The sequence below is a fragment of the Methanogenium cariaci JCM 10550 genome (assembly GCF_001315945.1).
Lineage (GTDB): Archaea > Halobacteriota > Methanomicrobia > Methanomicrobiales > Methanomicrobiaceae > Methanogenium > Methanogenium cariaci.
This window is the reverse complement of record NZ_BBBG01000004.1, coordinates 113,705-135,643: the sequence shown is the minus strand read 5'-3', so window position 1 is coordinate 135,643 and position 21,939 is coordinate 113,705. Positions and strand designations below refer to the sequence as shown.

At 52.7% G+C, this 21,939-nt stretch carries 20 protein-coding genes and 2 pseudogenes; 21 read left to right on the top strand and 1 reads right to left on the bottom strand.

What is annotated here, in order from left to right:
- Window positions 1–149 precede the first annotated feature (149 nt).
- The 11 genes and pseudogenes from JCM10550_RS05475 (at window position 150) to JCM10550_RS05425 (ending at window position 9,246) form a co-directional block, all read left to right on the top strand.
- Window positions 150–440, top strand: coding sequence for a hypothetical protein (locus tag JCM10550_RS05475; protein WP_062397575.1), 291 nt, complete (start codon window positions 150–152; stop codon window positions 438–440).
- 1,505 nt (window positions 441–1,945) lie between these two features.
- Window positions 1,946–2,509, top strand: coding sequence for a PP2C family serine/threonine-protein phosphatase (locus JCM10550_RS05465; RefSeq protein ID WP_062397571.1), 564 nt, complete (start codon window positions 1,946–1,948; stop codon window positions 2,507–2,509).
- Window positions 2,506–2,652: a hypothetical protein gene (locus JCM10550_RS18240; protein WP_172673779.1), complete on the top strand. Its 147-nt coding sequence runs from the start codon at window positions 2,506–2,508 to the stop codon at window positions 2,650–2,652. Before JCM10550_RS05465 ends, JCM10550_RS18240 begins: the two co-directional genes overlap by 4 nt.
- A gap of 1 nt (window position 2,653) precedes the next feature.
- Complete coding sequence (locus JCM10550_RS05460) at window positions 2,654–3,214, top strand: winged helix-turn-helix domain-containing protein (protein WP_062397569.1); 561 nt, start codon at window positions 2,654–2,656, stop codon at window positions 3,212–3,214.
- A complete protein-coding gene (locus JCM10550_RS05455) occupies window positions 3,207–3,548 on the top strand; it encodes an FHA domain-containing protein (protein WP_062397567.1) in 342 nt (113 codons plus the stop codon). The genes JCM10550_RS05460 and JCM10550_RS05455 overlap by 8 nt, the downstream gene beginning before the upstream one ends.
- Entirely contained in the window at window positions 3,545–3,877 is a 333-nt protein-coding gene (locus tag JCM10550_RS05450; RefSeq protein WP_062397565.1) for a hypothetical protein, read from the top strand. Before JCM10550_RS05455 ends, JCM10550_RS05450 begins: the two co-directional genes overlap by 4 nt.
- A gap of 16 nt (window positions 3,878–3,893) precedes the next feature.
- A pseudogene (locus tag JCM10550_RS05445) lies at window positions 3,894–4,220 on the top strand (NosD domain-containing protein); the annotation flags it as partial.
- Entirely contained in the window at window positions 4,201–4,497 is a 297-nt protein-coding gene (locus tag JCM10550_RS05440; protein WP_062397561.1) for a hypothetical protein, read from the top strand. The pseudogene JCM10550_RS05445 and the gene JCM10550_RS05440, both read left to right, overlap by 20 nt.
- The gene (locus tag JCM10550_RS05435; RefSeq protein ID WP_062397560.1) at window positions 4,479–7,349 is read left to right on the top strand and encodes a protein kinase; all 2,871 of its coding nucleotides are present in this window, start codon (window positions 4,479–4,481) and stop codon (window positions 7,347–7,349) included. The genes JCM10550_RS05440 and JCM10550_RS05435 overlap by 19 nt, the downstream gene beginning before the upstream one ends.
- Window positions 7,350–7,361: 12 nt before the next feature.
- A complete protein-coding gene (locus JCM10550_RS05430) occupies window positions 7,362–8,039 on the top strand; it encodes an ABC transporter ATP-binding protein (RefSeq protein WP_062397558.1) in 678 nt (225 codons plus the stop codon).
- Window positions 8,036–9,246 (top strand): annotated as a pseudogene (locus tag JCM10550_RS05425) (ABC transporter permease). Before JCM10550_RS05430 ends, JCM10550_RS05425 begins: the two are co-directional and overlap by 4 nt.
- 54 nt (window positions 9,247–9,300) lie before the next feature.
- Here JCM10550_RS05425 and JCM10550_RS18235 read toward each other — a convergent pair.
- Window positions 9,301–9,528, bottom strand: a complete 228-nt coding sequence (locus JCM10550_RS18235; RefSeq protein WP_157199951.1) for a CDGSH iron-sulfur domain-containing protein — start codon at window positions 9,526–9,528, stop codon at window positions 9,301–9,303.
- A gap of 239 nt (window positions 9,529–9,767) precedes the next feature.
- Here JCM10550_RS18235 and JCM10550_RS05410 point away from each other — a divergent pair, with 239 nt between their 5' ends.
- The 10 genes from JCM10550_RS05410 (at window position 9,768) to JCM10550_RS22110 (ending at window position 21,934) form a co-directional block, all read left to right on the top strand.
- On the top strand, window positions 9,768–10,223 hold the full coding sequence (locus tag JCM10550_RS05410) for a hypothetical protein (RefSeq protein WP_062397551.1): 456 nt from the start codon (window positions 9,768–9,770) through the stop codon (window positions 10,221–10,223).
- Between the two features lie 687 nt (window positions 10,224–10,910).
- Window positions 10,911–11,405, top strand: coding sequence for a right-handed parallel beta-helix repeat-containing protein (locus JCM10550_RS05405; protein ID WP_157199950.1), 495 nt, complete (start codon window positions 10,911–10,913; stop codon window positions 11,403–11,405).
- The gene (locus JCM10550_RS05400; RefSeq protein WP_172673777.1) at window positions 11,392–12,396 is read left to right on the top strand and encodes a NosD domain-containing protein; all 1,005 of its coding nucleotides are present in this window, start codon (window positions 11,392–11,394) and stop codon (window positions 12,394–12,396) included. Before JCM10550_RS05405 ends, JCM10550_RS05400 begins: the two co-directional genes overlap by 14 nt.
- Before the next feature lie 17 nt (window positions 12,397–12,413).
- A complete protein-coding gene (locus JCM10550_RS20460; protein ID WP_281175276.1) occupies window positions 12,414–14,018 on the top strand; it encodes a right-handed parallel beta-helix repeat-containing protein in 1,605 nt (534 codons plus the stop codon).
- On the top strand, window positions 13,994–14,731 hold the full coding sequence (locus tag JCM10550_RS05390; RefSeq protein ID WP_062397545.1) for a PEGA domain-containing protein: 738 nt from the start codon (window positions 13,994–13,996) through the stop codon (window positions 14,729–14,731). Before JCM10550_RS20460 ends, JCM10550_RS05390 begins: the two co-directional genes overlap by 25 nt.
- A gap of 10 nt (window positions 14,732–14,741) precedes the next feature.
- Window positions 14,742–17,264 (top strand): NosD domain-containing protein, encoded by a 2,523-nt coding sequence (locus tag JCM10550_RS05385; protein ID WP_062397543.1) that lies wholly within the window; start codon window positions 14,742–14,744, stop codon window positions 17,262–17,264.
- The gene (locus JCM10550_RS05380) at window positions 17,200–18,564 is read left to right on the top strand and encodes a PEGA domain-containing protein (protein ID WP_172673775.1); all 1,365 of its coding nucleotides are present in this window, start codon (window positions 17,200–17,202) and stop codon (window positions 18,562–18,564) included. The genes JCM10550_RS05385 and JCM10550_RS05380 overlap by 65 nt, the downstream gene beginning before the upstream one ends.
- Window positions 18,521–19,198, top strand: coding sequence for a GLUG motif-containing protein (locus JCM10550_RS05375; RefSeq protein WP_062397540.1), 678 nt, complete (start codon window positions 18,521–18,523; stop codon window positions 19,196–19,198). The genes JCM10550_RS05380 and JCM10550_RS05375 overlap by 44 nt, the downstream gene beginning before the upstream one ends.
- The gene (locus tag JCM10550_RS22115) at window positions 19,195–21,477 is read left to right on the top strand and encodes a PEGA domain-containing protein (protein WP_062397538.1); all 2,283 of its coding nucleotides are present in this window, start codon (window positions 19,195–19,197) and stop codon (window positions 21,475–21,477) included. Before JCM10550_RS05375 ends, JCM10550_RS22115 begins: the two co-directional genes overlap by 4 nt.
- On the top strand, window positions 21,371–21,934 hold the full coding sequence (locus JCM10550_RS22110) for a PKD domain-containing protein (RefSeq protein WP_245618787.1): 564 nt from the start codon (window positions 21,371–21,373) through the stop codon (window positions 21,932–21,934). Before JCM10550_RS22115 ends, JCM10550_RS22110 begins: the two co-directional genes overlap by 107 nt.
- Window positions 21,935–21,939 lie beyond the last annotated feature (5 nt).

Below are 21,939 nucleotides of genomic sequence, written 5' to 3'. Positions count from 1 at the left end.
ACAGAGCCTTAATTTATCCTTCCCATCACTGACCGATCATCTGCTAATTGCATGAATATCATGAACTGAATCCAGCCAGTATGCAACCACAACCATTTCCTAAATTTATAACCCGTGAAGACCATACTTCTCTCAATACGAGTCGAGAAATGAAAACGGACACCACTATTCGTGAACGATTTGAATACAGCGCCAGCTCCATTGCCGGTGTACGACCAGTCAATGAGGATGCCATGGTGCCCCCCCCGATGAGTGAGAGACTTGTCTGCGCATTTTTTACAGACGGAACAATCAGCCTGTGCAACACGGGGGGGGATTCACATTGCACGCTCATCCGTTCCGGGACGGTCCGGCCGCTGTATACAAAGGATCACTCCTTTGTACAGAATCTGGTGGACAAGGGAGTCATCACACCGGAATGTGGTGCTGATCACCGGTAAACCTACCCCCCCGGCATGGAAGGTAATGCTCGCGGCACTGGAGAGGTCTGGGCAAAAATCCTGGAACAACGAACTTAAAAATAAAAAATTAATGCTCTCTTCTGAGAGCACTGGCGATCATCAAAAATCCACCGACAAATGTCATCGGGATCGCAAGGGTCGGGAATTCAGGCACCGAGCAGGTCCCGCCTCCGCTTTTATTTTTGCTGTATAAACGCCGCCCCCCCACTCCTGGATACTCTTGATAGTGATAGTATGACTTCCCCCCCCAGGGACGGTGAATTTACCGCTGCTCCAGATATCACTTGCGTACGCAGCATCAGGATCCGATTCACGTATTGTACCTACGGGAACCTCGGACGTCGCACCAATCAGTACGCCGTTGTCGTAGATCTCAAAGACATCTCCCGGCAGATATAAATCAGTAACATAGATACAGACAGAGGTGTCGCTAGAGAACGTAAATATTTCACCCGCCCATCCCAATCCATTTCCATTGAAACTCTGCCAACCACCTCCAATTATCAGTGGGGGGATCACCGACGCACGGAATCACAGAAGGATCGATGTTTGCAGATGCAGACGCAAATCCTGTCAGTGTTAGCAGTATCAGCGATACAATCAACAATTTTTTCATACAAAAACCTCATTTTTTAACTTTTTTTTGCCGGGCAAGTTGGTGTCAATAATATCAATACTCTGTGATTTCAAATGTAAATCCGATTTGCACCTTTTTTTGCGTGGATGAGATCATGGATTTAGGACACTGCATTCGAAATAATGAATTATCGACATTTGCCAGCGAAACAGTAAATAAAAAATAATTATATATATTTATGCCCAGCAAAGGTGATCATCTGTATAAACTTCAGAGATAGGGCATTTTTACCTTGCATGAACAGGTACGTCAAGCATTTTTCCAGTTTGCTTTCAAAGCTTGAGGAATGGATAGAATATTATCCCATTTTTGATGCCCCGACCGGAGACGGGTAGTAAAGCCCACATTCCATACATTAAAACGCATTTAAATAACAATAATAATATCAGCATCATTATGCTAGATCAGTCACCATTGGTTGTTAAGGTGGCCCTCTATTCAAATCCATCATAAATCGATTTGATTATAATATTCCCCCCCCTGTTACTTATGGCAGGATTTCCGGTTAGAACTCTGGGCGCCAAATAACGCCATCCGAAAAACTCCCGATCACATATTCTGTTTTTCAGGCATGTTCCCGTCAAGAGACCGGTACCACACGTTCATACTCTTGAAGGTTCCGCAGATATGCATATTGCGGTAACAAAAATAATGAGTCACCGCTTTATTCTCGATTATCACTAACCGGATATGACCAGTATACAACCACAACCATTTCCTACATTTATAACCCGTGAAGACCATACTTCTCTCAATACGAGTCGAGAGATGAAACCGGACACCACTATTCGTGAACGATTTGAATACAGCGCCATCTCCATTGCCGGTGTACGACCGGTAAATGAGGATGCATGGTGCGTTGCCCCCCCAATGGGTAAGGGGGCTTGTCTGTGCTGTCGCCGACGGGATCGGCGGCCACGAGGCAGGGGACGTAGCATCCGCCCTTGCGATACAGATATTCGAAGAGACCGTGCGGGAGGCGGAGATGACCGCAGGCGATCCCGAGACAGCAGCAGCGTTCCTGAAAAGAGGCCACACCCTCGCCCACGCAGCCATCCGACAACAGGCCACCGGGACACGTGCGGGCATGGGCACGACACTCGTCTCCGCCGGTTTTTTGGACGGGACGGTCAGCCTGTGCAATACCGGGGGGGATTCTCGCTGTACGCTCATCCGCAGGGGGGGAACAGTTCTGCCGCTGACAACGGATCACTCCTTTGTACAGGATCTCGTGGACCGGGATATTCTCACACCGGAAGAGGCGGCCTCCCACCCGATGAGGAACATCATCACCCACTCGCTGGGGGGGGTGATTTTGTTGCCGAGTGCACGGTGCACCCCCCCCTTTGCACCGGTGACACGCTGGTCATCTCCTCGGACGGCCTGCACGACTACGTCTCACGGGAGATGATGGTTCTGGCAGGAGAGATGCTGAGCACAGAAGACGCGGCCCGCCTCCTTATGGACGAGGCGGCCAAAACATCGACGGACAATATCACCCTGATCGTCGTCAGGGTGCATGGCGAAGCGATACGCCAGAAAGAGAGTGAGTGACATGACCGATTCAGAAGAATATGCCAATGCAAAGACCGTGATGATGGCCGAGGATCAGGACTACTATGAAGACCTTTCCAAATACCTCAATGTGCTCTCGAATCCCGTACGCCTGCATATCCTCAAAATAATCGAGCACACCCCGAAGGAGGCCAACGAAATTGCAGGGGGGGAGATCGGCACCTCCTATGTGAATACCAAAAAGCATCTTGAGAAGATGCTCACCGCAGGCATCATCACCAAGGAGGCGGGGGGGTTCGGGCGGGCCACCTCCCGGGGGGGGTCGCTCCCTGTCTGGAAGTACACCACCCGGCCCGGCGGTATCGAGGAGATCATCCGCAACCTCGGGCTGTTTTCAAACCTCGACATACATATCAAGGGAAGTGAACTGGCAGCAAAGGTCGAGGAGGCCCGGCGGATGGTCTCCCGTGAATACGCCGGGGAAACCCCCCCCGTAATCTTCGTTCTCGGCGGGCCCGCAGACGGCAAAACCTTCCCTCTCTTGGAAGCGGTGACCCGTATCGGCCGGGAGGAGAAACGTCTGGGGGCCGCTCATGGCTGAGGACAGCGCCGCCATTTACTACGCCCCCCCGCCGGGCACGGTGACGGGCGACGGTGCGATCGTCGTCTCCCGCGAGTTTGACCTTGTCACCCGCATCTCGCGGCCGCATGCGGAGATACAGCAGAAGGAGGGCGGATGGTATCTCACCGACCGGGGAAGCACCGGCGGGACATATCTGAACGACAACCCGTGCGAAGAGAACCGTGAAGTCCGGCTGATGGCAGGCGACATCATCGACCTTGCCCGTGGCCCCGGGGGGGGTCCGGTTCCTCTTCACCGTTGCAGAAGTGCAGGACACCAAAGACGAATCGTGAGAACAGTTTTGTGCATATGAATACACGGAGGATGCAGGGAATCAAAAGGACGCAGACCACCCGGAGCTTTGGCCCTGCATGGATGTTCTTCGCCTTCCTTCTTCTCTTCGCAGGGATGCTCTGCCCACCGGTTTGTGCTGCCACCTTCACGGTCGGTGAGGACGGGTATGCCACCATGTCTGACGTGCTCACCATTGCCCAGCCGGGAGATACCATTCTCGTTGAGAGCGGGACGTATTACGAGCACCTCAACATCAGTATCCCCCCCGTGACGATCACCGGAATTGATACCGGCGGAGGACTGCCGGTTATCGAGGCAACGGGGGGGGTGAAGCGGCCATTGTGCTGAAAGCCGGGAGAACCACCGTCGGGGGGGACTGGTCATCACCGGGACGACTACCACTGGCATCTTTGTGCATTCGGATAACAATGTGATCACCGGCAACACAATTTCCCCCCCCACCATTCCCGGACGCGGTCTTGGTATTGTGATCTATGATTCTGACAGAACGCTTGTCACCGGGAATCATCTTGAAGGGCTGCGTCTTGGCCTCCTGATCACCGAATCGGACGGGACGATGGTGTATTATAATGATATTGATGCCGAAAACGGTGCGATTTCATCTTCCCCCCCGGAGACGTCCTGGGTATCTCCAGTGACCACCTATGAGTATGAGGGGGACATCGTTTGAAGGAGTGCTCGGGAACCACTGGGGTGGATATACCGGGGCTGACACGGAGGGAGATGGTATCGGAGATGAACCCTATTCTTTCACCCTCTCTCCGAAAGGACAGCCCCCCCACGTGTTTACGGAAGGAAATGGGCCGATTCCTTTTGAGCGGACAGCATCCGGTCTGGTCGGAGGAGTCGCCGGAATTGCCACGGTAGAGGATGATGCCCCCCCCTCGTTGCCGAAATCCATGCATACACCGTCTCTCTTCCCTGGGATGTGCAGGATACTCTACTGAAACCCGGAGACCGGTTGCTGGCCGCCTGGACGGATGGCCGCCTGGCACTCCCCCCCTGGGAACCGGAAACGATGATGTGGCCCACAATTGCTTTCATGGGTTCCCTGCTTGTCGCAGGGGGGGTGCTGACGGTTGCTGACCGCCGTGCCCGCCACCGCAGTATTCTGAACCGAAGCGGGCACACCGTCCCTGTCCTGACCGCCGGGTACACCATCCTCGCGGTTCTCTGCAGTTCAGCGATGTTTCTGGCCGGTTTCCAGTCTTTTATGTTCTTCGGGAATCTCGGGAGTTCAACACTCATCGTCGGCGGGCTGGCATTTCTCTCGGTGGGTGGTGTCATTCTTGCCGCCACAACCGCAACGGAGAGGTCCCCCCCATTATCTTCTTGGAGCCTATCTTACCACCGGAGGAATTGTAGCATTTACATCGCTGGGTCTGGTCATTATCCGCACCGGCGGGCTGGGGGGGGCAGGTATGTCCCCGTACTGCTCTCCCTGACGGCAATCCTTGTCGGGTTCTATCACCGTTCCCGTCTTGTGCCTCCCCCCCATGTGCCGGAAGACACCGATGAGCGGACCCGCATCGCACCGGTCGGTGACCCCCCCTTTGATGAGACGCAGATCATGGACAGCCAGCTCCGGGATGTCTACTTCCCCCCCGCGACACTGATGGACCGCTACCGGGATGTGTCGTTCATCGGCAAGGGCGGGCTCGCACGGGTATTCCGGGCCGTCCGGCGGGAGGATGGGGGGGCGGTTGTCGCAGTTAAAGTGCCTATCAGCTTTGATGAGACAACGGGCCGTATCTTTTTAAAAGAGATGAAACTCTGGGAGGGGGGGCTTTCCCACCCGAACATCGTCCGCATCTGCTCGGTCAACATCCTGCCGGTGCCCTATGTGGAGATGGAGTATGTGCCCGGTTCCCTTGCAGGCGCCACCCTGCCGCTCCCGCCTGCTGAGGCGGCGGCAATTGTTGCGGATATTGTCCGGGGGGGCCTCGCCTATGCCCACGAACAGGGGGGGATCATCCACCGTGACATTAAACCGCACAACATCCTCATTGCTGAGGACGGCACGGCGAAGATCACCGACTGGGGGGGCCTGGGGGGGACGGTGATGGGCGACGGGCACGAATCGTCCATTGTTGGATTCTCCATCCAGTATGCCACCCCCCCCGAGCAGATTGCCCCCCGGCGGTATGGGGGGGATGCCGATGTCCGCACCGATATCTACCAGGCAGGTATTGTCTTCTATGAACTCCTGACCGGACGCCGTCCGTTTGAAGACGGGGGGGGCCTCGGGGGGGAGATGACGGACGCCATTCTCGGAGAGACACCTGCCGCACCGTCATCCGTTGTGCCTGCGGCCGCCCCCCCTGGGATGAGATTGTATTGCGGTGCATTGCAAAAGAGATGGGAGACCGACACCCAACTGCTACAGCCATGGAAGAGGCATTACACGCTGTTTCTGAGAATCAATGAAACCCCCCCATGGTTGCATAATGCCACCCCCCCCTATTTTCTTCATATATATCTGTCTGAGGGAAATGTTCTCTGGATACTACGAAATCAGAGGCACACAGATATGAACTATAGAATATGTATTGCACTGATCGTTCTGGCAGCACTCTGCGGCTTTGCGGCTGCCGTGACTGATGACGATTCAGATCCTGCATCCCAGATATCGGTGACAGGAATTACCAAATCCCCCCCTGAGACACTCATGCCGGGTGACCAGGGATTTATCACGGTTAAGATTACAAACTCCGGCGAAGAGAGCGCCTCAATTGACCGGGCGAAACTCTACACGGATGACCTCGTGGTTGTCAATGACAACGCGTATGAAGTCGTGGGCGATATCGGTGCGAAAAACTCCATGGAATTCACTTTCCTCGTGGAGGCAGGGCCGGCAGAAGGCATTTTTTATCCGTCCTTCTACCTTGACTTCGGCATGTCCGGGTCCCTGCGGACTTCCATCCCGGTGATTGTGGATGACACTGCTCCGCAGGTATCCCTCCTTGGGGTGCCTGAGACTTTTACCGATGGAAAGACCGAGGATATCACCGTTCGTGTGGGTAACACCCGTGACGGTGAACTGAGTGCCGTTACGATTACGCCCGTTACAGACGGCATAATGAGCGATCAGACCAGCTACTTTGTGGGTGTTCTCAGAAAGGACGAATCCGCTGAGGTCCCGTTCGCTATCACCCCCCCGGATGAGGAGGGTGACCTGACCTTTGTGGTGGACTACCGCAACGGGGTAAACGTTCACAGCACGACTGTCTCGATTCCCATGAACTTTGGCACAGACAAAACCAGTGCAGTTCTCGTGGTCAATGAGGTTGAGGTGAGTTTGTCCGGTTCAACGACGACAGTCTCCGGTGATGTGACAAACGCGGGCCTGGAAGAGGCCTACTCCGTCATGGTGACTGTCGGGGACCCGGCAACACCGACAAATCCGAACCCTATTGCCGTGATCGGTGCCCTTGAACCGGACGACTTCTCAGGGTTTGAGGTGACCTATACGATGCAGGGTGCAGGAGAGGTGCCGGTGCTGGTCACCTACAAGGATCAGGACGGCAACATCTACGAGGAAGAGTTCTCTGTTTCCGGCAGTAGCGCTTTCGATGCAGATGGTGACGCACTCGCAGAGCGGAACTTTGCCGCCGGTGGGCCGGGCGGGGGGGCGAGAGGCTCCATGAGCAGCATGGGCAGTGGATTTGCACAGATCCCGTTCATCCCCCCCATCATCCTTGGCATCCTGCTGATTGCAGGCGGCCTTGTCGCATGGAGAAAGGGCTACCTGGCACGGGCACGTGATGGCATCCGAACCCGTCTGCACAAAGAGAAGTGAGGGGGTAGGACAATGGACTCCACACCGGTTATTGCACTTGAGGATGTGCATAAAATATACCCCCCCCTCCTTTCCGGGGATGTCCGTGCACTCGATGGCATTTCTCTTGAAATACAGAGAGGGGAGTTTGTCGCGATCATCGGGTCGTCCGGGTCAGGCAAATCCACTCTCATGAACCAGATCGGGTGTCTGGATGTGCCCACCGCAGGCATCGTCCGGATTGAAGGACAGGATATAGGCCAACTCAGTGACTTTGACCTGACCGCACTCCGTAGGGACTCGATTGGCTATATCTTTCAGAAGTTCAATCTCATTCCGCTTTTGACGGCCTACGAGAACGTCGAGTACCCGCTGCTCCTCAAAGACCGGACGTATGACACGTCCGGCCGCGTGCAGGCCCTCCTTGATTCGGTGGGTATCGACGCGGCGCTTGCCGCACACCGTCCCTCGGAACTCTCCGGCGGCCAGCAGCAGCGGGTGGCAATCGCACGGGCGCTGGTGAATGAACCGGCGATTCTCCTCTGTGACGAGCCGACGGGGAACCTCGACTCAAAGACCAGTACCCAGATCATGGAGATGCTCGCCCGGCTCAACCGGGAAGGCAGGACCGTGATCATGGTGACGCATGACGCGGAGACAACCACGTATGCAGACCGCATCATCCGGATACAGGACGGGAGGGTTGCATGAAAAAACCGGACATTATCTTTCAGCTGTCCGTGCGGAGTGTGCGCCTGAACCTCATGCGTTCCGTCTTAGCGGCGCTGGGAATCGTCATCGGTGTTGTCGCGATTGCGTCCATCGGGATGATCTCTGCAAGCATGACTCTCTCGGTTATCGAGGAGCTCACCGCAACGGCGAATGTCCTTGTGGTACAACCGGACACCGGCGGGGGGGGCGGCGGGTTGTTTGGGCGAAGTGGCGGAACCGGGATGATTATCTTGAACCTGACCAGTATACCGACATCCGGAAAGCTGCGGGTTCTTCGTATGTCTATTATCTCTATTCGGAGAGTGATTCCATTGAAGCAGGCTCTGAGAGTGGGCGTTCGGCTATTTATGCGATGGACGATGAAGCGATGAAGGATGTTCTGACTCTCACGGACGGGAGTTTCCCCCCCTCTACCACCTCGCAGGTTGTTGTCGGCCCGGATTTTGTCGAGCGGTATGGCATCGAAGTCGGGAGCAAGGTCACCATCGGTGACGAGGAGGATGAAGAGGGCGAGTCAACTGTCCGGGTGACCGGCATCCTTGAGGAACGCGGGCTGTCGATGGACCTGAACTCAGACAATGCGATCATCGCGACCGAGAAGTTCTTCACCGGCCGTTATGACAATGAGGACGAGTATACGCAGGTGAACGTGATTGTTGATGATATTAACGACATTGACGCGGTTACCGAGAGCATTGATGAATCGTTGAACAGGAAGGATGACGAGGTGCAGATTCAGGACTCCAGCCGGATGCTTGACACCATCTCCTCAACCCTTGGGACGATCACCACCTTTGCCGTTGCCATCGCGGCGATCTCGCTCCTTGTGGCGGCAGTCTCCATCTTCAATGTGATGATGATGTCTGTGACGGAACGGATTCGCGAGATTGGCATCCTCCGCAGTATCGGGACGCAGAAGGATGAGATTCTGCGGATGTTTGTCTATGAGGCGGGGATCATCGGCATTGTCGGTGCAGGCATCGGTGCCATCCTGTCAGTGGTGATCGGGTACGTGGCCGTCTTCGGGATGGTCGGGACAACGGAGTATTTCTTCACATGGGAGAGTATTGCAAACGTCCCGGAGGGGGGGATGATCATCGGTGCTGTGATCTGTATCCTCTCAGGTGTTTACCCGGCATGGCGGGCATCGAACCTTGACCCAATTGAGGCACTGAGGGCGGAGTAAAAAATCCCTGCCCTATCATGCAGTCTCACTGACTGCATCACTCCCCCCCGTTATTTAGTTCTTCTCGTCCTCAAACTTCTCGTAATAATGGCTCCCGTCACAGAACGGTTTGTTCTTTGAGTGTCCGCAGTGGCAGAGGATCACGGTCGAGGTGGTCTCGATGTGCACGCCCTTCGAGTTGCGGAGACGTGTGATGTTGTGTGCAATGTAGGGGGGGCCATTCTCTGAGACCTCAACGGAGGGCTTTTTCTCTTCGGGATTGCCGTGCTGTGCGTCAGTCATTGAACCCCCCCCATACAGAAGCAACAGGAATATAATTATGGTCGGATGGCCCCTTCCCGGCGACTGGGTCCGGGGGGGGTTAGTACGAACACCTGGAACCATCATGCAACCCCCCCGTGGTTGCATTGTTCTCTCTCTTCCATTTTATGCATTTATCCCCTTCCGCGTGAACTGTATGTTCAGAGGCCCGGAAAGGTGTTCCCCCCCCTGCCCGTGCCCGAAAAAACAGGAGATAAAGAATGAAGAAGAGCAGAAAATATGTATTAGCACTGACCGGCCTTGTCGTGCTTTGTGTCTGCGCCGCGATGGCCGTACCGATGGGTGCGGGCGACGGAACGGGACACAAGGGCATGATGAAAGATGGCACCGGAATTCATTTTTCCCTTGAGAAGATGCAGGCAAACGGCATCGACACCACCGTCCTTGAGACCGCTCTTGAAAACGGTGACCGGGAAGCGGTGCATGCATTTCTCGAGGCGAACCGGCCCGCAGATGCACCCATGATGAACGAAGAACGAATGCAGCGGATGATCCAGCGGATGATCCAGCGGATGCAGGAGAAAGGCATCGACACCACCGCCCTTGAAACAGCACTGGAAAGCGGCGACCGGGAAGTAGTCCATGCATTCATGGAGGCAAACCGGCCCGCCGATGCAGGCACCGGATTCCGGCTGGGTGGTCCACTGTTTGAATAAAAAGTGCAGAACCATTTCGCCAGCGGCAGGTTCCGATGAATCGTCACTCTCACCCCGATACAACCGGGACCAGGAGACCATCACCTCACTCAATCCACACCAATCCCCCCCTCAATATATCCGGACCCATGCCGAATCAGAAGAGAATGGCCCTGACCGCAAACCACAGGACCGGCACTTCCAAAATTATATGTGCCTGCCCGGGCAGGAAATATCACCTCCATTTTTTAAATATCTCATCCCTGCCTTTAGCAACAAATACGGCATAACTGTTTCTCCATTCCCCCCCCTCCCCCCCCAGAGAAAACAGGCGCATCTTCTGACATATTTCAGTACATCTTTTGCGATGAGGGAAGGAGTCCAGAATGAGTACCTATTTATTGTTTTATCGCGACATCCGCACATTTATATTCAGGATTTATTCGCATGAATATCTTTTAAAATACAACTGATCTCTGATTTATATATATATTTTACAGATCTATCGACTTTTTCCCAACAATATTTTGCGAAACCATTTATATGATGAATAATGAGAGCGTATTTATATGCCGAATTGCAAATGATCGTATGAATTTTCCCCCCCCACCACCTACCTACGATAGGGTATCACAACCCATCCGACAGAAAAGAGGTATTATCTGTTTTCTTCTCATTGCACTACTCTTCCTCAGCATTATAGCTGTTATGCCTGTTTCAGCAACTGTCTGGAGTGTCTCGCATATTGATGGGGTTGGAAATAAATCGGAAATATCTGACATCCTCGGAGGAATAGGAGATGGTGACACCATCCGGATATGGGGAACTGAAGGCCACACCTATGCGGGTGGCATCATCATATCCACACCAAATGTTGTCATAGAGCAGTGGGAGGGTTCCCCCCCTGTTCGTCCGCTCATTACCGCCACATCAGAAACGCCAACAATAACTACAACCGGCAATAATATCCTCATACGTGGTCTGGACATATCTGATAACCAGAATTATCCTGAACGCGGCGGGGGGGGAGTATATGTAGATGGCGGAACTCTGACCATTGAAAACACCACCATAACCGATAACACTGCAAAATATGGCGGGGGGGGCGTGTATGTAGGTGGCGGGACCCTGACCGTTGAAAACACCACCATAACCAATAACGATGCATTTTTTGATAACGGCGGGGGGGGTGTATGCATATAAAAGCACGCTAACACTTGTGAATAATTTCTTCTGCAACGATTACAACATTTATGCAGAACATGACTGGGAATGGCACTGGAATTCTGTCTTTAACCGGCCTCTTCTCCTGCAGGATAATATTGTCGGCGGGCCGTATTGTGGTGGAAATGTCTGGTCCACTCCGGGAGGCACCGGTTTTTCCGATACCCATGCGGATGCCAATTATGATGGAATCTGTGATGCAGGTCATAGGATTGATGATAGTGGCACTCGCACAGTCGGCACCGATGCATACCCGCTCGTGTATGGCGGTTCTGTTCAGGTAAACTCTACGGTTACCGGTGCATATGTTTCTATTGATGGAACAAACACGACCCTGACCACCAACCGTTCGTTCTATCTCCCGGTGGGGGAGCATACCATTTCTGTATCATTAACAGGGTATAGGAACCCTGATTCCCAGACGGTCACCATCACGAATGCCGGTCTGAGTGATCCCGTTACGTTCACCCTTACGCCGATAGTGCATCCGACTGTCTGGAGTGTCTCACATATTGCAGGAAACGGGAACTATACGGATGTCTCTCTCATCCCTGATATTGGCGACGGGGGGGACACCATACAAATCTGGGGTACTGACGGCCACACCTATGCGGGCGGCATCAACATCACTGCCTCGAATGTGACAATACAGCAGTGGGACGGTTCACCTGTCCGGCCGCTTATTACCGCCACATCCAAAACGTCAACAATAACTACAAACGCTAGTAATATCATCATACGCAGTCTGGACATCTCTAATAACCAAAATAATCCTTTCTACGGCGGGGGTGTGCGTGTTAATGGTGGAACTCTAACCATTGAAGACACTACCATAACCAATAACTCCGTAACAGATTCCGGTGCGGGTGTGTGGGCTCATAACGGAACTCTAACCATTGAAAACAGCATAATAACCAATAACACCGCTGTGGATTCTGGCGGTGGTGTGTCTGTTTTTACGAGGATCTAACCATTGAAAACAGCACGATAACCGATAACACCGCCTCTGACAAGACGGGCGGGGGGGTGTTTGCTTATCAAAGCACGGTAACACTTGTGAATAATTTCCTCTGCAACAATGGGAATTTTATTGCAAAATCAGGGCCCGAATCTCCGGAATTTAATTGGAACGTTGTCTTTAACCGATCCCTTATTCTGGAAGACAATATTGTTGGCGGACCGTACTGTGGAGGAAATGTCTACTCCACCCCCCCAGAATACACTGGCTTTTCCGATACCCATGTGGATGCCAATTATGATGGAATATGTGATGAAGGTTACACGATCTATGATGATCAGAATACCATAGTCGGCACCGATGCATACCCGCTTGTATATGGCGGTTTTGTTCAGATTAATTCCAGCGTTGCCGGTGCAACAGTCTATATCAACGGAACAGACACCGCCCTCCTCACCAACCGGTCGTTCTATCTCCCCCCCGTTGGTGTGCATATCATCTCGGTAACATTGGCAGGCTACCAGAACCCGGATTCCCGGACAGTCACCATCAGCAATTCCGGCCCGAATGATCCCGTTTTGTTTTCCTTATCACCGTCTTTCGTTCACCCGACGGTCTGGAATGTCTCACATATTGACGGGGGCGGTAACTATACGAACGTCTCTCTCATCCCTGAAATCGGCGATGGGGGACACCATCCGCATCTGGGGGGGGCGGATGGTCACACCTACGAAGGCGGGTTCACCATAAATGCCGCGAATGTGACGATTAAAGAGTGGGATAGATCACCTGCCGCACCGCTCATAACAAACACTTCACACAGTGCTCCGGCAATCAGCATCACCGCAGACAACGTCACGTTGCAGGCCCTCGATATCTCAGGCAACACCTATGGAGGCGGCGGTGCCGGTGTCTCTGTCGAAGGGAATTCTACGACGCAGTTATATGGCTTCACCATCGCTGACTGTGCCTTTTCAGGGAATTCGGCAGCAGATGGAGGTTATGGCGGTGCAGTGTCTCTGAGGTATGTCAGCAACAGTAGGATCATGGGCACGACCTTTAATGGCAATAGTGCAGGGGGGGCTGGTGGCGGCGGAGTGTATATCAGTGAATCCGAAGGTGCCGCCCTGACAGGCATACTATTTGAGAATAACAGTGCAGGAGAATGTGGCGGCGGGGGGGTGAATATCGTTTCCAATGGTGCCACCCTGACCCACACGATATTTGAAAACAACACGGCAATGTACGGCGGCGGAGCGGGTGTCGAAGAATCTGAAGATACTGTCCTGAACGGCGTCATCTTTGATAACAACACGGCAACATTTTATGGCGGCGGGGGCGCGTGTTTCATTAATTCCAACAATGGCGTCATCAAGAATACAATAGTCACCCGGAATGATGCAGATGATGTAGCGGATGGGTATGGCGGCGGGGGGGGCATACTGTTTTGTGAATCATCTGATGCCGACATCACCAATACCACATTCACCAGCAATTCAGCAAATGAAAAGGGCGGCGGCCTCTCATTTGTATTGTCAGAGAATGCTGGTGTTGCAAACTCCACATTCAGAAACAATTCTGTCATAGCCAATGGCGGTGGCGTTTATGCATGGGGGGATGTGGTTCTGCTGTAATCGCAAACACGTCATTCATAGATAATACCGCAGGGAATGGCGGTGGAATCCACTTGAATCATTCCAATAGCACCACAATTAAAAACTGTTTCCTGGATAATGAAGACAATCTCGCTGTAGACGTTTCAATCAATGCTGCCTTGAATTATTCCTCAGTTTCCCCCCCCGGCATAAATATCGCGGGCGGCCCGAATCTGGGTGGAAACCTCTGGATAACTGATCCTCAGGAGAATATATCGGAAACCGGCACGGATGCAGATTTCAATGGTATCTGTGATGAGAGTTTTGCAATCGCCGGGTTTGGCACCGATGCATTCCCGCTTGTGTACGGCGGTTCTGTTCAGATTAATTCCTCGGTTGCCGGTGCAACCGTTTATGTTGACGGAACGGATACGGGCCTTCTCACCAACCGTTCGTTCTATCTTCCGGTGGGTGAGCATACCGTCTCGGTAACGCTCGCAGGGCATCCGAATCCGGGTTCGCAGACGGTCCCTATCAGTAATTCGGAAACGAATGATCCAATTACGTTTTCCTTTTCGGTGCCAATCGTGCATCCGGCAATATGGAATGTCTCACATATTGCGGGAGTTGGGAACTATACGAATGTGTCAGAAATCCCTGAGATCGGGGGGGGAGGAGATACCATTCGCATCTGGGGGGGACGGACCGGCACACCTATGAAGGCGGGTTCAACATCACTGCCGCGAATGTGACGATTAAAGAGTGGGAAGGTTCCCCCCCGTCCGGCCACTTATAACAGACACTTCCCACAGTGCTCCGGCAATAAAGATCACCGCAGACAATGTCACGCTCGCGGGGGGGCTCAATATTTCCGGCAACACCTACGAAGGCCACGGTGCCGGTGTCTCTGTCAGGGGGGGACGGAAGATGCATACCTCACGGGTTTCACAATCACCGACTGCTTCTTCACTCAAAACAACGGGACTGCTGACGGCAGTAGCGGGGGGTGCAGTGTATCTGTATCGTATCAATGACAGCAGTATCACGGGAACGACCTTTTACAACAACCGTGCAGAAGATGGCGGTGGATTGTGTATCTCTGACTGTGTTGATGCCACACTGACAGACACGACTTTTGAGAATAACACAGGAATATATGATTGCGGCGGGGCGTATTTTTCCGGCTCCGATGATGTCAACCTGATTCGCACGACATTCACAAACAATTCGGCAAATTTTGCGGCCGGGGGGGCGTATTTTTACGACTCTGAAAATGCAGTTCTGGACTACACAATCGTTGAAAATAATTCCGCAGCGTTTGCCGGCGGATTATGTTTTCAAGACTCCCTGAATGCAGTTGTCAGGAATTCAGCATTCGTCCGGAATTCTGCAACGGATGGTTCAGAATACATGTTCGGGGGGGGCGGAGGGATGATGTTTTTTGAGTCAATGGGTGCTGACATTACCAACACCACATTCATCGGCAATTCTGCGAACGGAAATGGCGGCGGGATCTCATTCTGTGATTCAGATAGTGGTTCAGTTGCAGATTCCACATTCAGAAACAATTCGGTTCTCGTCCATGGAGGTGGCGTTTTTGCATTAAATTCTGATTCTGTTGTACTCGCAAACACATCGTTCATTGATAATACCGCAGGTAGCGGCGGCGGAATTTACCTGAATACGTCCGGTGCTGCCACAATCCGGAACTGTTTCCTGGATAATGCAGACAATCTCCGTGCGGACGATTTATCCAGTGCCTATCTGTGCTATATCCCAAAAATCTCCGGCACAAATATCGCGGGCGGCCCGAATCTTGGCGGAAACCTCTGGATTACTGATCCTCAGCAGAATATATCGGAAACCGCGACGGACGCAGATTTCGATGGTATCTGTGATGAGAAATTTGAGATCACAGGGTTTGGCACCGATATATACCCGCTGGTGTATGGCGGATATGTTCAGATTAATTCCTCAGTTGCCGGTGCAAACGTCTCTGTTGACGGGACGGATTCCGGCCTCCTCACCAACCGTCCGTTCTATCTTCCGGTGGGTGAGCATACCATTTCTGTTGGCAAAGCGGGCTACTTCACCCCGAATGCACAGACGGTCACCATTACGAATGCCGGGCCGAATGCGCCCGTGACATTCACCCTTGCCTCTATCGTTCACCCGGCGATATGGAATGTTTCGCACGTTGCAGGAGTAGGGAACTATACGAATGTCTCCTGCATCCCTGAAATCGGCGACGGGGGGGACACCATCCGGATCTGGGGGGGAACTGACGGGCATACCTATGAGGGCGGGTTCAACATCACTGCGGCGGATGTCACCATCAAACAGTGGGAGGGATCACCTGTCCGCCCGCTTATAACAGACACTTCCCACAGTGCTCCGGCAATATACATCACCGCCGATAACGTCAGTTTACAGGCCCTCAATATATCAGGCAACAGTTATACTGATGACAATAGTGCCGGGGGGGTCTCTGTTATGGGGACGGAAGGTGCACACCTCACGGGTTTCAGAATCACGAACTGTGTCTTTATGGCTAATCATGGGTCAAAACTGGGCCAGAGTGGGTCTGCATTCTCTCTGAAATATGTCGATGACAGTGTGGTAGCCAATTCAGGCTTTTATTATAATAGTAACCAGAAGGGGGGGAGTGGGACTTGTAGTTACCAATATTCCAACAACGCTTCCCTGATTGGTTCTACGTTTAAGAACAACACAGTATCTAATCATGGAGGCGGAGTGTTCGTCTCGTACTCTGACGGTATCAATCTGACGGGTACAACCTTTGAGAATAACACAGCAGATGCGTATGGCGGCGGAGCGATTTTCCTTTACTGCGAAAATGTCGTTCTGACGGATACGACCTTTGCAGACAACACCGCCGTGACGTGTGGCGGTGGAGCGGCGTACGGTTTTGTAGATAATGCTGTCGTGACGGGCGCAACCTTCACACGCAATACCGCGGGTTGTGGTGGTGGGTGTTACTTTGAACTGTCCGGTAATCCGGATATTTCCAATACTACCTACACCGACAACACGGCCACAAACGAGGGCGGTGCCTGTTACTTCTCCAACGCGGATAATGCCGTGATCACGGATACCGCATACACGGGCAACACCGCTGCAACTGAGGGTGGTGCCTGTTATCTGGTTTCAGGCTCGGATGATGCGACCTTCACGGATATCACTGCGGGTAGTAGTGCCGGTGACGACTTCTCTGTGGTTGCAGACTGCACCGGCGTCAGCTTCACGAACCTCACGTTCAGATGATGCGAACACGTCTGTTTCCTTCACCTTTGGCGGTGCCATGCAGATTGCCGGTGCCACGGGCACCTTCCCGGCAGACCCGGCGGGATACGGCAACATCAGCCACTTTGTGAATGTCACGGCACCAAACTGGATGCTTTTGAATGTCAGTTATACTGATGCTGATGTCACCGGGATCAATGCGTCGACCCTCACCATGTGGAACACCACCGGTGATGCATGGGGGGGAGAAGTCTCCGGCATCAATGGGGTGAACACGGTGGAAAAGTATGTCTACGCCAACCTGACCGGATTGGGTGACGGCTGGAATGTGATTGCCCCCCCTCTTGCGAGTGTTGCCGGTGAATTCCAAATTAATTCCTCACCTGCCGGTGGATGGATATGGATTGATGGCGTGAACCGCTCGGTGCAGACGAATGCGACGGTTGCGGAAATTGTCTCTGATGTCAATCACAATGTGACGGTGGTGCTGGATGATTACTATGCCGGCATCAATGAGTCGGTGAATGTTTCCGGGGGCGGCGTGACGGATGTGTTCTTTGAGCTTGCGCATGAGACGGGCAGTCTGCAGGTCAATTCGACGCCTGCCGGTGCGATTGTCTACCTGAACGGGACTGTGCGGGGGGGTGTCACGAACACGACGCTGAGCAGTCTTGACACCGGGTCCTATAATGTCACGATTGAACGCAGTGACTATACTTCCACACCTAAATTCAGAATAGTAAATCTTTCCGCAGGTGAGAATGAAACAGTCGCGTTCACATTAATTGAAAATAAGTACAGCGGCGGCATCGGCACATCTGATGATCCCTATCAGATCAGCACACGGACTGATCTCATCAATCTCTCAACCGACTCCGGCAACTGGGACAAATACTTCATCCTGGCGAATGATATTTCCCTTGCCGATGGAAGCCCTGCTGAAACGATTGGCAATAACAGTGTTCGATTCAGCGGCAGTTTTGATGGTCAGGGATATCACATCAGTAATTTCACCATGAATAAGGCCGGTTCCAATTATGTCGGTCTGTTTGGTTTTATAGACGATGTGGTGATTAAGGACCTGAGAGTTGAAGCCGGTTCTGATGGTGTTCACGGAGGGTCTTTTGTCGGTGTGCTTGTCGGGCGTATTGATACTATTGTCAGCCTGACAAACTGCTCGGTAAGCGGCAATGTCATTGGCACTCATAACATCGGCGGCCTTGCAGGGTATACCAATTCCGGCGATATTATCAATTGTTCTGCAACCGGCAATGTTCGTGGCGGGGGATTCTGTTGGTGGTCTTATCGGCAGACCCGGTGATGGTGACCTCATTTACTGTTATGCAACGGGTGATGTCATTTCCAGCGGGAGTTCTGCCGGAGGTCTTGCCGGATGGATCTATAAAGGCACGTGTATGAACTGTTATGCAATGGGTGATGTGACCACAACGTCGTCCTCCGGCAGCAAAATTGGTGGTCTTGTCGGTGAAGTTGGATATTCAGGTGTTACCTGTAATCTGGTGAACTGTTATGCATCGGGTGATGTAACCACACCGTCTTCCTCCAGCAAAATTGGTGGTCTTGCTGGACATCTTATTTCGGGTTCGTCCCTAAAGGACTGTTTTGCAGCAGGTTCAGTAACCGGCGGGTCTGATTATGGAGGTCTTGTCGGTGATAATGAGGGTACTCTCGAAAACTGTTACCGGTATGCTGAAAACGGGAACAGTGAAGGTATCCCTGTTTCTGACAGGTCCGAATTCATGGACTATGATTTCCTGACCGAAACGACGACCGGGAATGGCCTTAACTGGTCTGTTGATATTATTGATACCGCTGAGGATGCATCAAAAATCTGGCGGGTATCCACCTATAAATTCCAGTACCTGTCTTCCAGTGGCTTGGTTCAGGTGATCTTCAGATCGATTCCATCCCTGATTCAGCTGCAATCTATATGAACGGCGTTAACACGGGAGAATCAACCAACTTTACCTTTACCGGTCAACCGGCAGGTGGAAAGTATAATACCACGGTTGTTCTGGCAGGGTATTATTCTGAATTTGAGATCATAACCCCTGCACGGGATGAAACGAAGGTTGCTGTGTTTAATCTTACCCGCTCAACAGGAACACTTCAGATCAACTCGACGCCGGACGGTGCACGCATATACCTGAATGAGGTTGCAACGGGAAAATCCACGAACTTCACCTTCACAAACAAACCTGTTGGCGAGTATAATGTGACAGTCGTGAAGGATGGCTACGATACCAAGACCGAGACAGTCACTCTCACGAATGCGACCACTGAACTGGTTGACTTCATATTAGTGCAGCAGGTTGGAACTCTGCAGATTAATTCCACTCCCTCGAATGCAAGCATCTACCTGAATGAGGTTGCAACGGGTAAATCCACGAACTTCACTTTCACAAACAAACCTGTTGGCGAGTATAATGTGACAGTCGTGAAGGATGGCTACGATACCAAGACCGAGACAGTCACTCTTACGAATGCGACCACTGAACTGGTTGACTTCACATTAGTGCAGCAGGTCGGGACATTGCAGATTAATTCCACTCCCTCGAATGCAAGCATCTACCTGAATGAGGTTGCAACGGGTAAATCCACGAACTTCACCTTCACAAACAAACCTGTTGGCGAGTATAATGTGACAGTCGTGAAGGATGGCTACGATACCAAGACCGAGACAGTCACTCTCACGAATGCGACCACAGAACGGGTGGACTTCACATTAGTGCAGCAGGTCGGGACATTGCAGGTGAATTCGACTCCCTCGAATGCGAGCATCTACCTGAATGAGGTCTCCACGGGCAAATCCACTAACTTCACCTTTGCAAACAAACCTGTTGACGAGTATAATGTGACAGTCGTGAAGGATGGCTACGATACCAAGACCGAGATGGTCAACCTCACGAATGCCAGCACAAAACTGGTTGACTTCACATTAGTGCAGCAGGTCGGGACGTTGCAGGTGAATTCCACCCCCCCTTCGAATGCAAGCATCTGCCTGAATGAGGTTGCAACGGGTAAATCCACGAACTTCACCTTTGAAGGAAAGCCGGTTGGTGAGTATAATGTGACAGTTGTGAAACTTGGCTACGATACCAAGACCGAGACGGTCACTCTCACGAATGCCAGCACAGAACGGGTGGACTTCACATTAGTGCAACAGGTCGGGACATTGCAGGTGAATTCCACTCCCTCGAATGCGAACATCTACCTGAACGAAGTTGCAACGGGAGAGTCCACGAACTTCACCTTCACAAACAAACCTGTTGGCGAGTATAATGTTACTGTTCAGAAATCCGGGTATGACTCTGCCAGCCGGATTGTCACCCTGACCAAAGATGAAACGAAAGATGTGAGCTTCACACTCTCAGGACAGGTTGGGACGCTGCAGATCAATTCCACTCCGTCCGGCGCGAGTGTTTACCTGAACGGCACCGCAACCGGAGACCTCACGAACGCCACTCTCAGTGACAGACTGGTTGGAACCTACAATGTCACGGTCACAAAGGATGGTTACGACTCAGCGAGTGAGATTGTGACCCTGACCAAAGACGAAACGAAAGACGTGAGCTTCACGCTCGTCCGCCACCTGGGAGACATCTGTGTCCGCTCCAGTCCGGCAGCCGCCACTATCTGGCTCGATGGTGAAGACACTGGCGAGTTCACGAACACCACACTTACAAATATCACCACCGGCATGCACACCATCACGGTGGAAAAACCGGGCTACCTGAGACCCGCCAACCGGAGTGTGATGGTAGCATCAGATGAGGTCACCGATGTCTTCTTCTCCCTCTCACAGGAGAGTGGCGCAATCCATGTCGCCTCAACACCTGACAAGGCATGGATCTGGCTGGATGGCTGCAACACCACTGTTCTCACTAACACCACCCTCCCCCCCGACATCCCGGTCGGCACCCATGACATCCGGCTCGTAAAACCGCTGTACTACAACACAACACCCGAAAGCGTGCAGGTGCAGGCAAACCAGACGGCAGACGTCTTCTTCACCCTGACACCCGCGGGCTCAAAACCGACAGCATCCTTCACTGCCACCCCCCCGGTGTCCGGGGGGGATTCACCACTTCCGGTCACCTTCACCGATACTTCCACCGGGGGATCCCGGACTCTGGAACTGGTCGTTTGGCGATGGAAATGTCTCTGCAGAACAGAACCCGGTGCACACCTACACCAGCGAAGGTGCATATGATGTCAGACTGACCGTTGCGAACCCCTATGGCGATGCTACAGTGACCATAAAAGATTGTGTCGTTGTCAGTGCAACACCGGCGGTAGAGCTCACCGCCCCCCCGACGGGCAGAATCTCCGCCAATGATTTCGCAGAATTCGCAGTGACTGCAGATAACCTCGATAATATCACCGAACTTAGCTTCGCCATCACCTATGAACCGGCGTTTATTACCGTAGAAGATGTTGTCCCTACACCACTTGTTCAGGAGGCAGATTTTGAGGTAACAATTGACAACATCCAAGGTCTTGTTACGGTTGTATTATCTGATGATGGAGGCATCAGTGCTGGTTCTGCCGCTCCGGTGGCAGATATCACCTTCCGAGCAACGGACACCATCGAAGGACTCAGAGAGACTGCGGCACTGACCATCACAGATGCCACTGCACGAACGGGGGGGGTCGTAAATGTCCGGTAATCCGT

Bases quoted from the DNA above. Each gene is read 5' to 3' on its own strand.
- JCM10550_RS18240 (WP_172673779.1), top strand. From the start codon at position 2,506: ATGATGGTTCTGGCAGGAGAGATGCTGAGCACAGAAGACGCGGCCCGC.
- JCM10550_RS05430 (WP_062397558.1), top strand. From the start codon at position 7,362: ATGGACTCCACACCGGTTATTGCACTTGAGGATGTGCATAAAATATAC.
- JCM10550_RS05410 (WP_062397551.1), top strand. From the start codon at position 9,768: ATGAAGAAGAGCAGAAAATATGTATTAGCACTGACCGGCCTTGTCGTG.
- JCM10550_RS05440 (WP_062397561.1), top strand. From the start codon at position 4,201: ATGAGGGGGACATCGTTTGAAGGAGTGCTCGGGAACCACTGGGGTGGA.
- JCM10550_RS05460 (WP_062397569.1), top strand. From the start codon at position 2,654: ATGACCGATTCAGAAGAATATGCCAATGCAAAGACCGTGATGATGGCC.
- JCM10550_RS18235 (WP_157199951.1), bottom strand. From the start codon at position 9,528: ATGACTGACGCACAGCACGGCAATCCCGAAGAGAAAAAGCCCTCCGTT.
- JCM10550_RS05390 (WP_062397545.1), top strand. From the start codon at position 13,994: ATGGGGGGATGTGGTTCTGCTGTAATCGCAAACACGTCATTCATAGAT.
- JCM10550_RS05465 (WP_062397571.1), top strand. From the start codon at position 1,946: ATGCATGGTGCGTTGCCCCCCCAATGGGTAAGGGGGCTTGTCTGTGCT.
- JCM10550_RS05475 (WP_062397575.1), top strand. From the start codon at position 150: ATGAAAACGGACACCACTATTCGTGAACGATTTGAATACAGCGCCAGC.
- JCM10550_RS05455 (WP_062397567.1), top strand. From the start codon at position 3,207: ATGGCTGAGGACAGCGCCGCCATTTACTACGCCCCCCCGCCGGGCACG.
- JCM10550_RS05405 (WP_157199950.1), top strand. From the start codon at position 10,911: ATGCCTGTTTCAGCAACTGTCTGGAGTGTCTCGCATATTGATGGGGTT.
- JCM10550_RS05450 (WP_062397565.1), top strand. From the start codon at position 3,545: ATGAATACACGGAGGATGCAGGGAATCAAAAGGACGCAGACCACCCGG.
- JCM10550_RS22115 (WP_062397538.1), top strand. From the start codon at position 19,195: ATGAACGGCGTTAACACGGGAGAATCAACCAACTTTACCTTTACCGGT.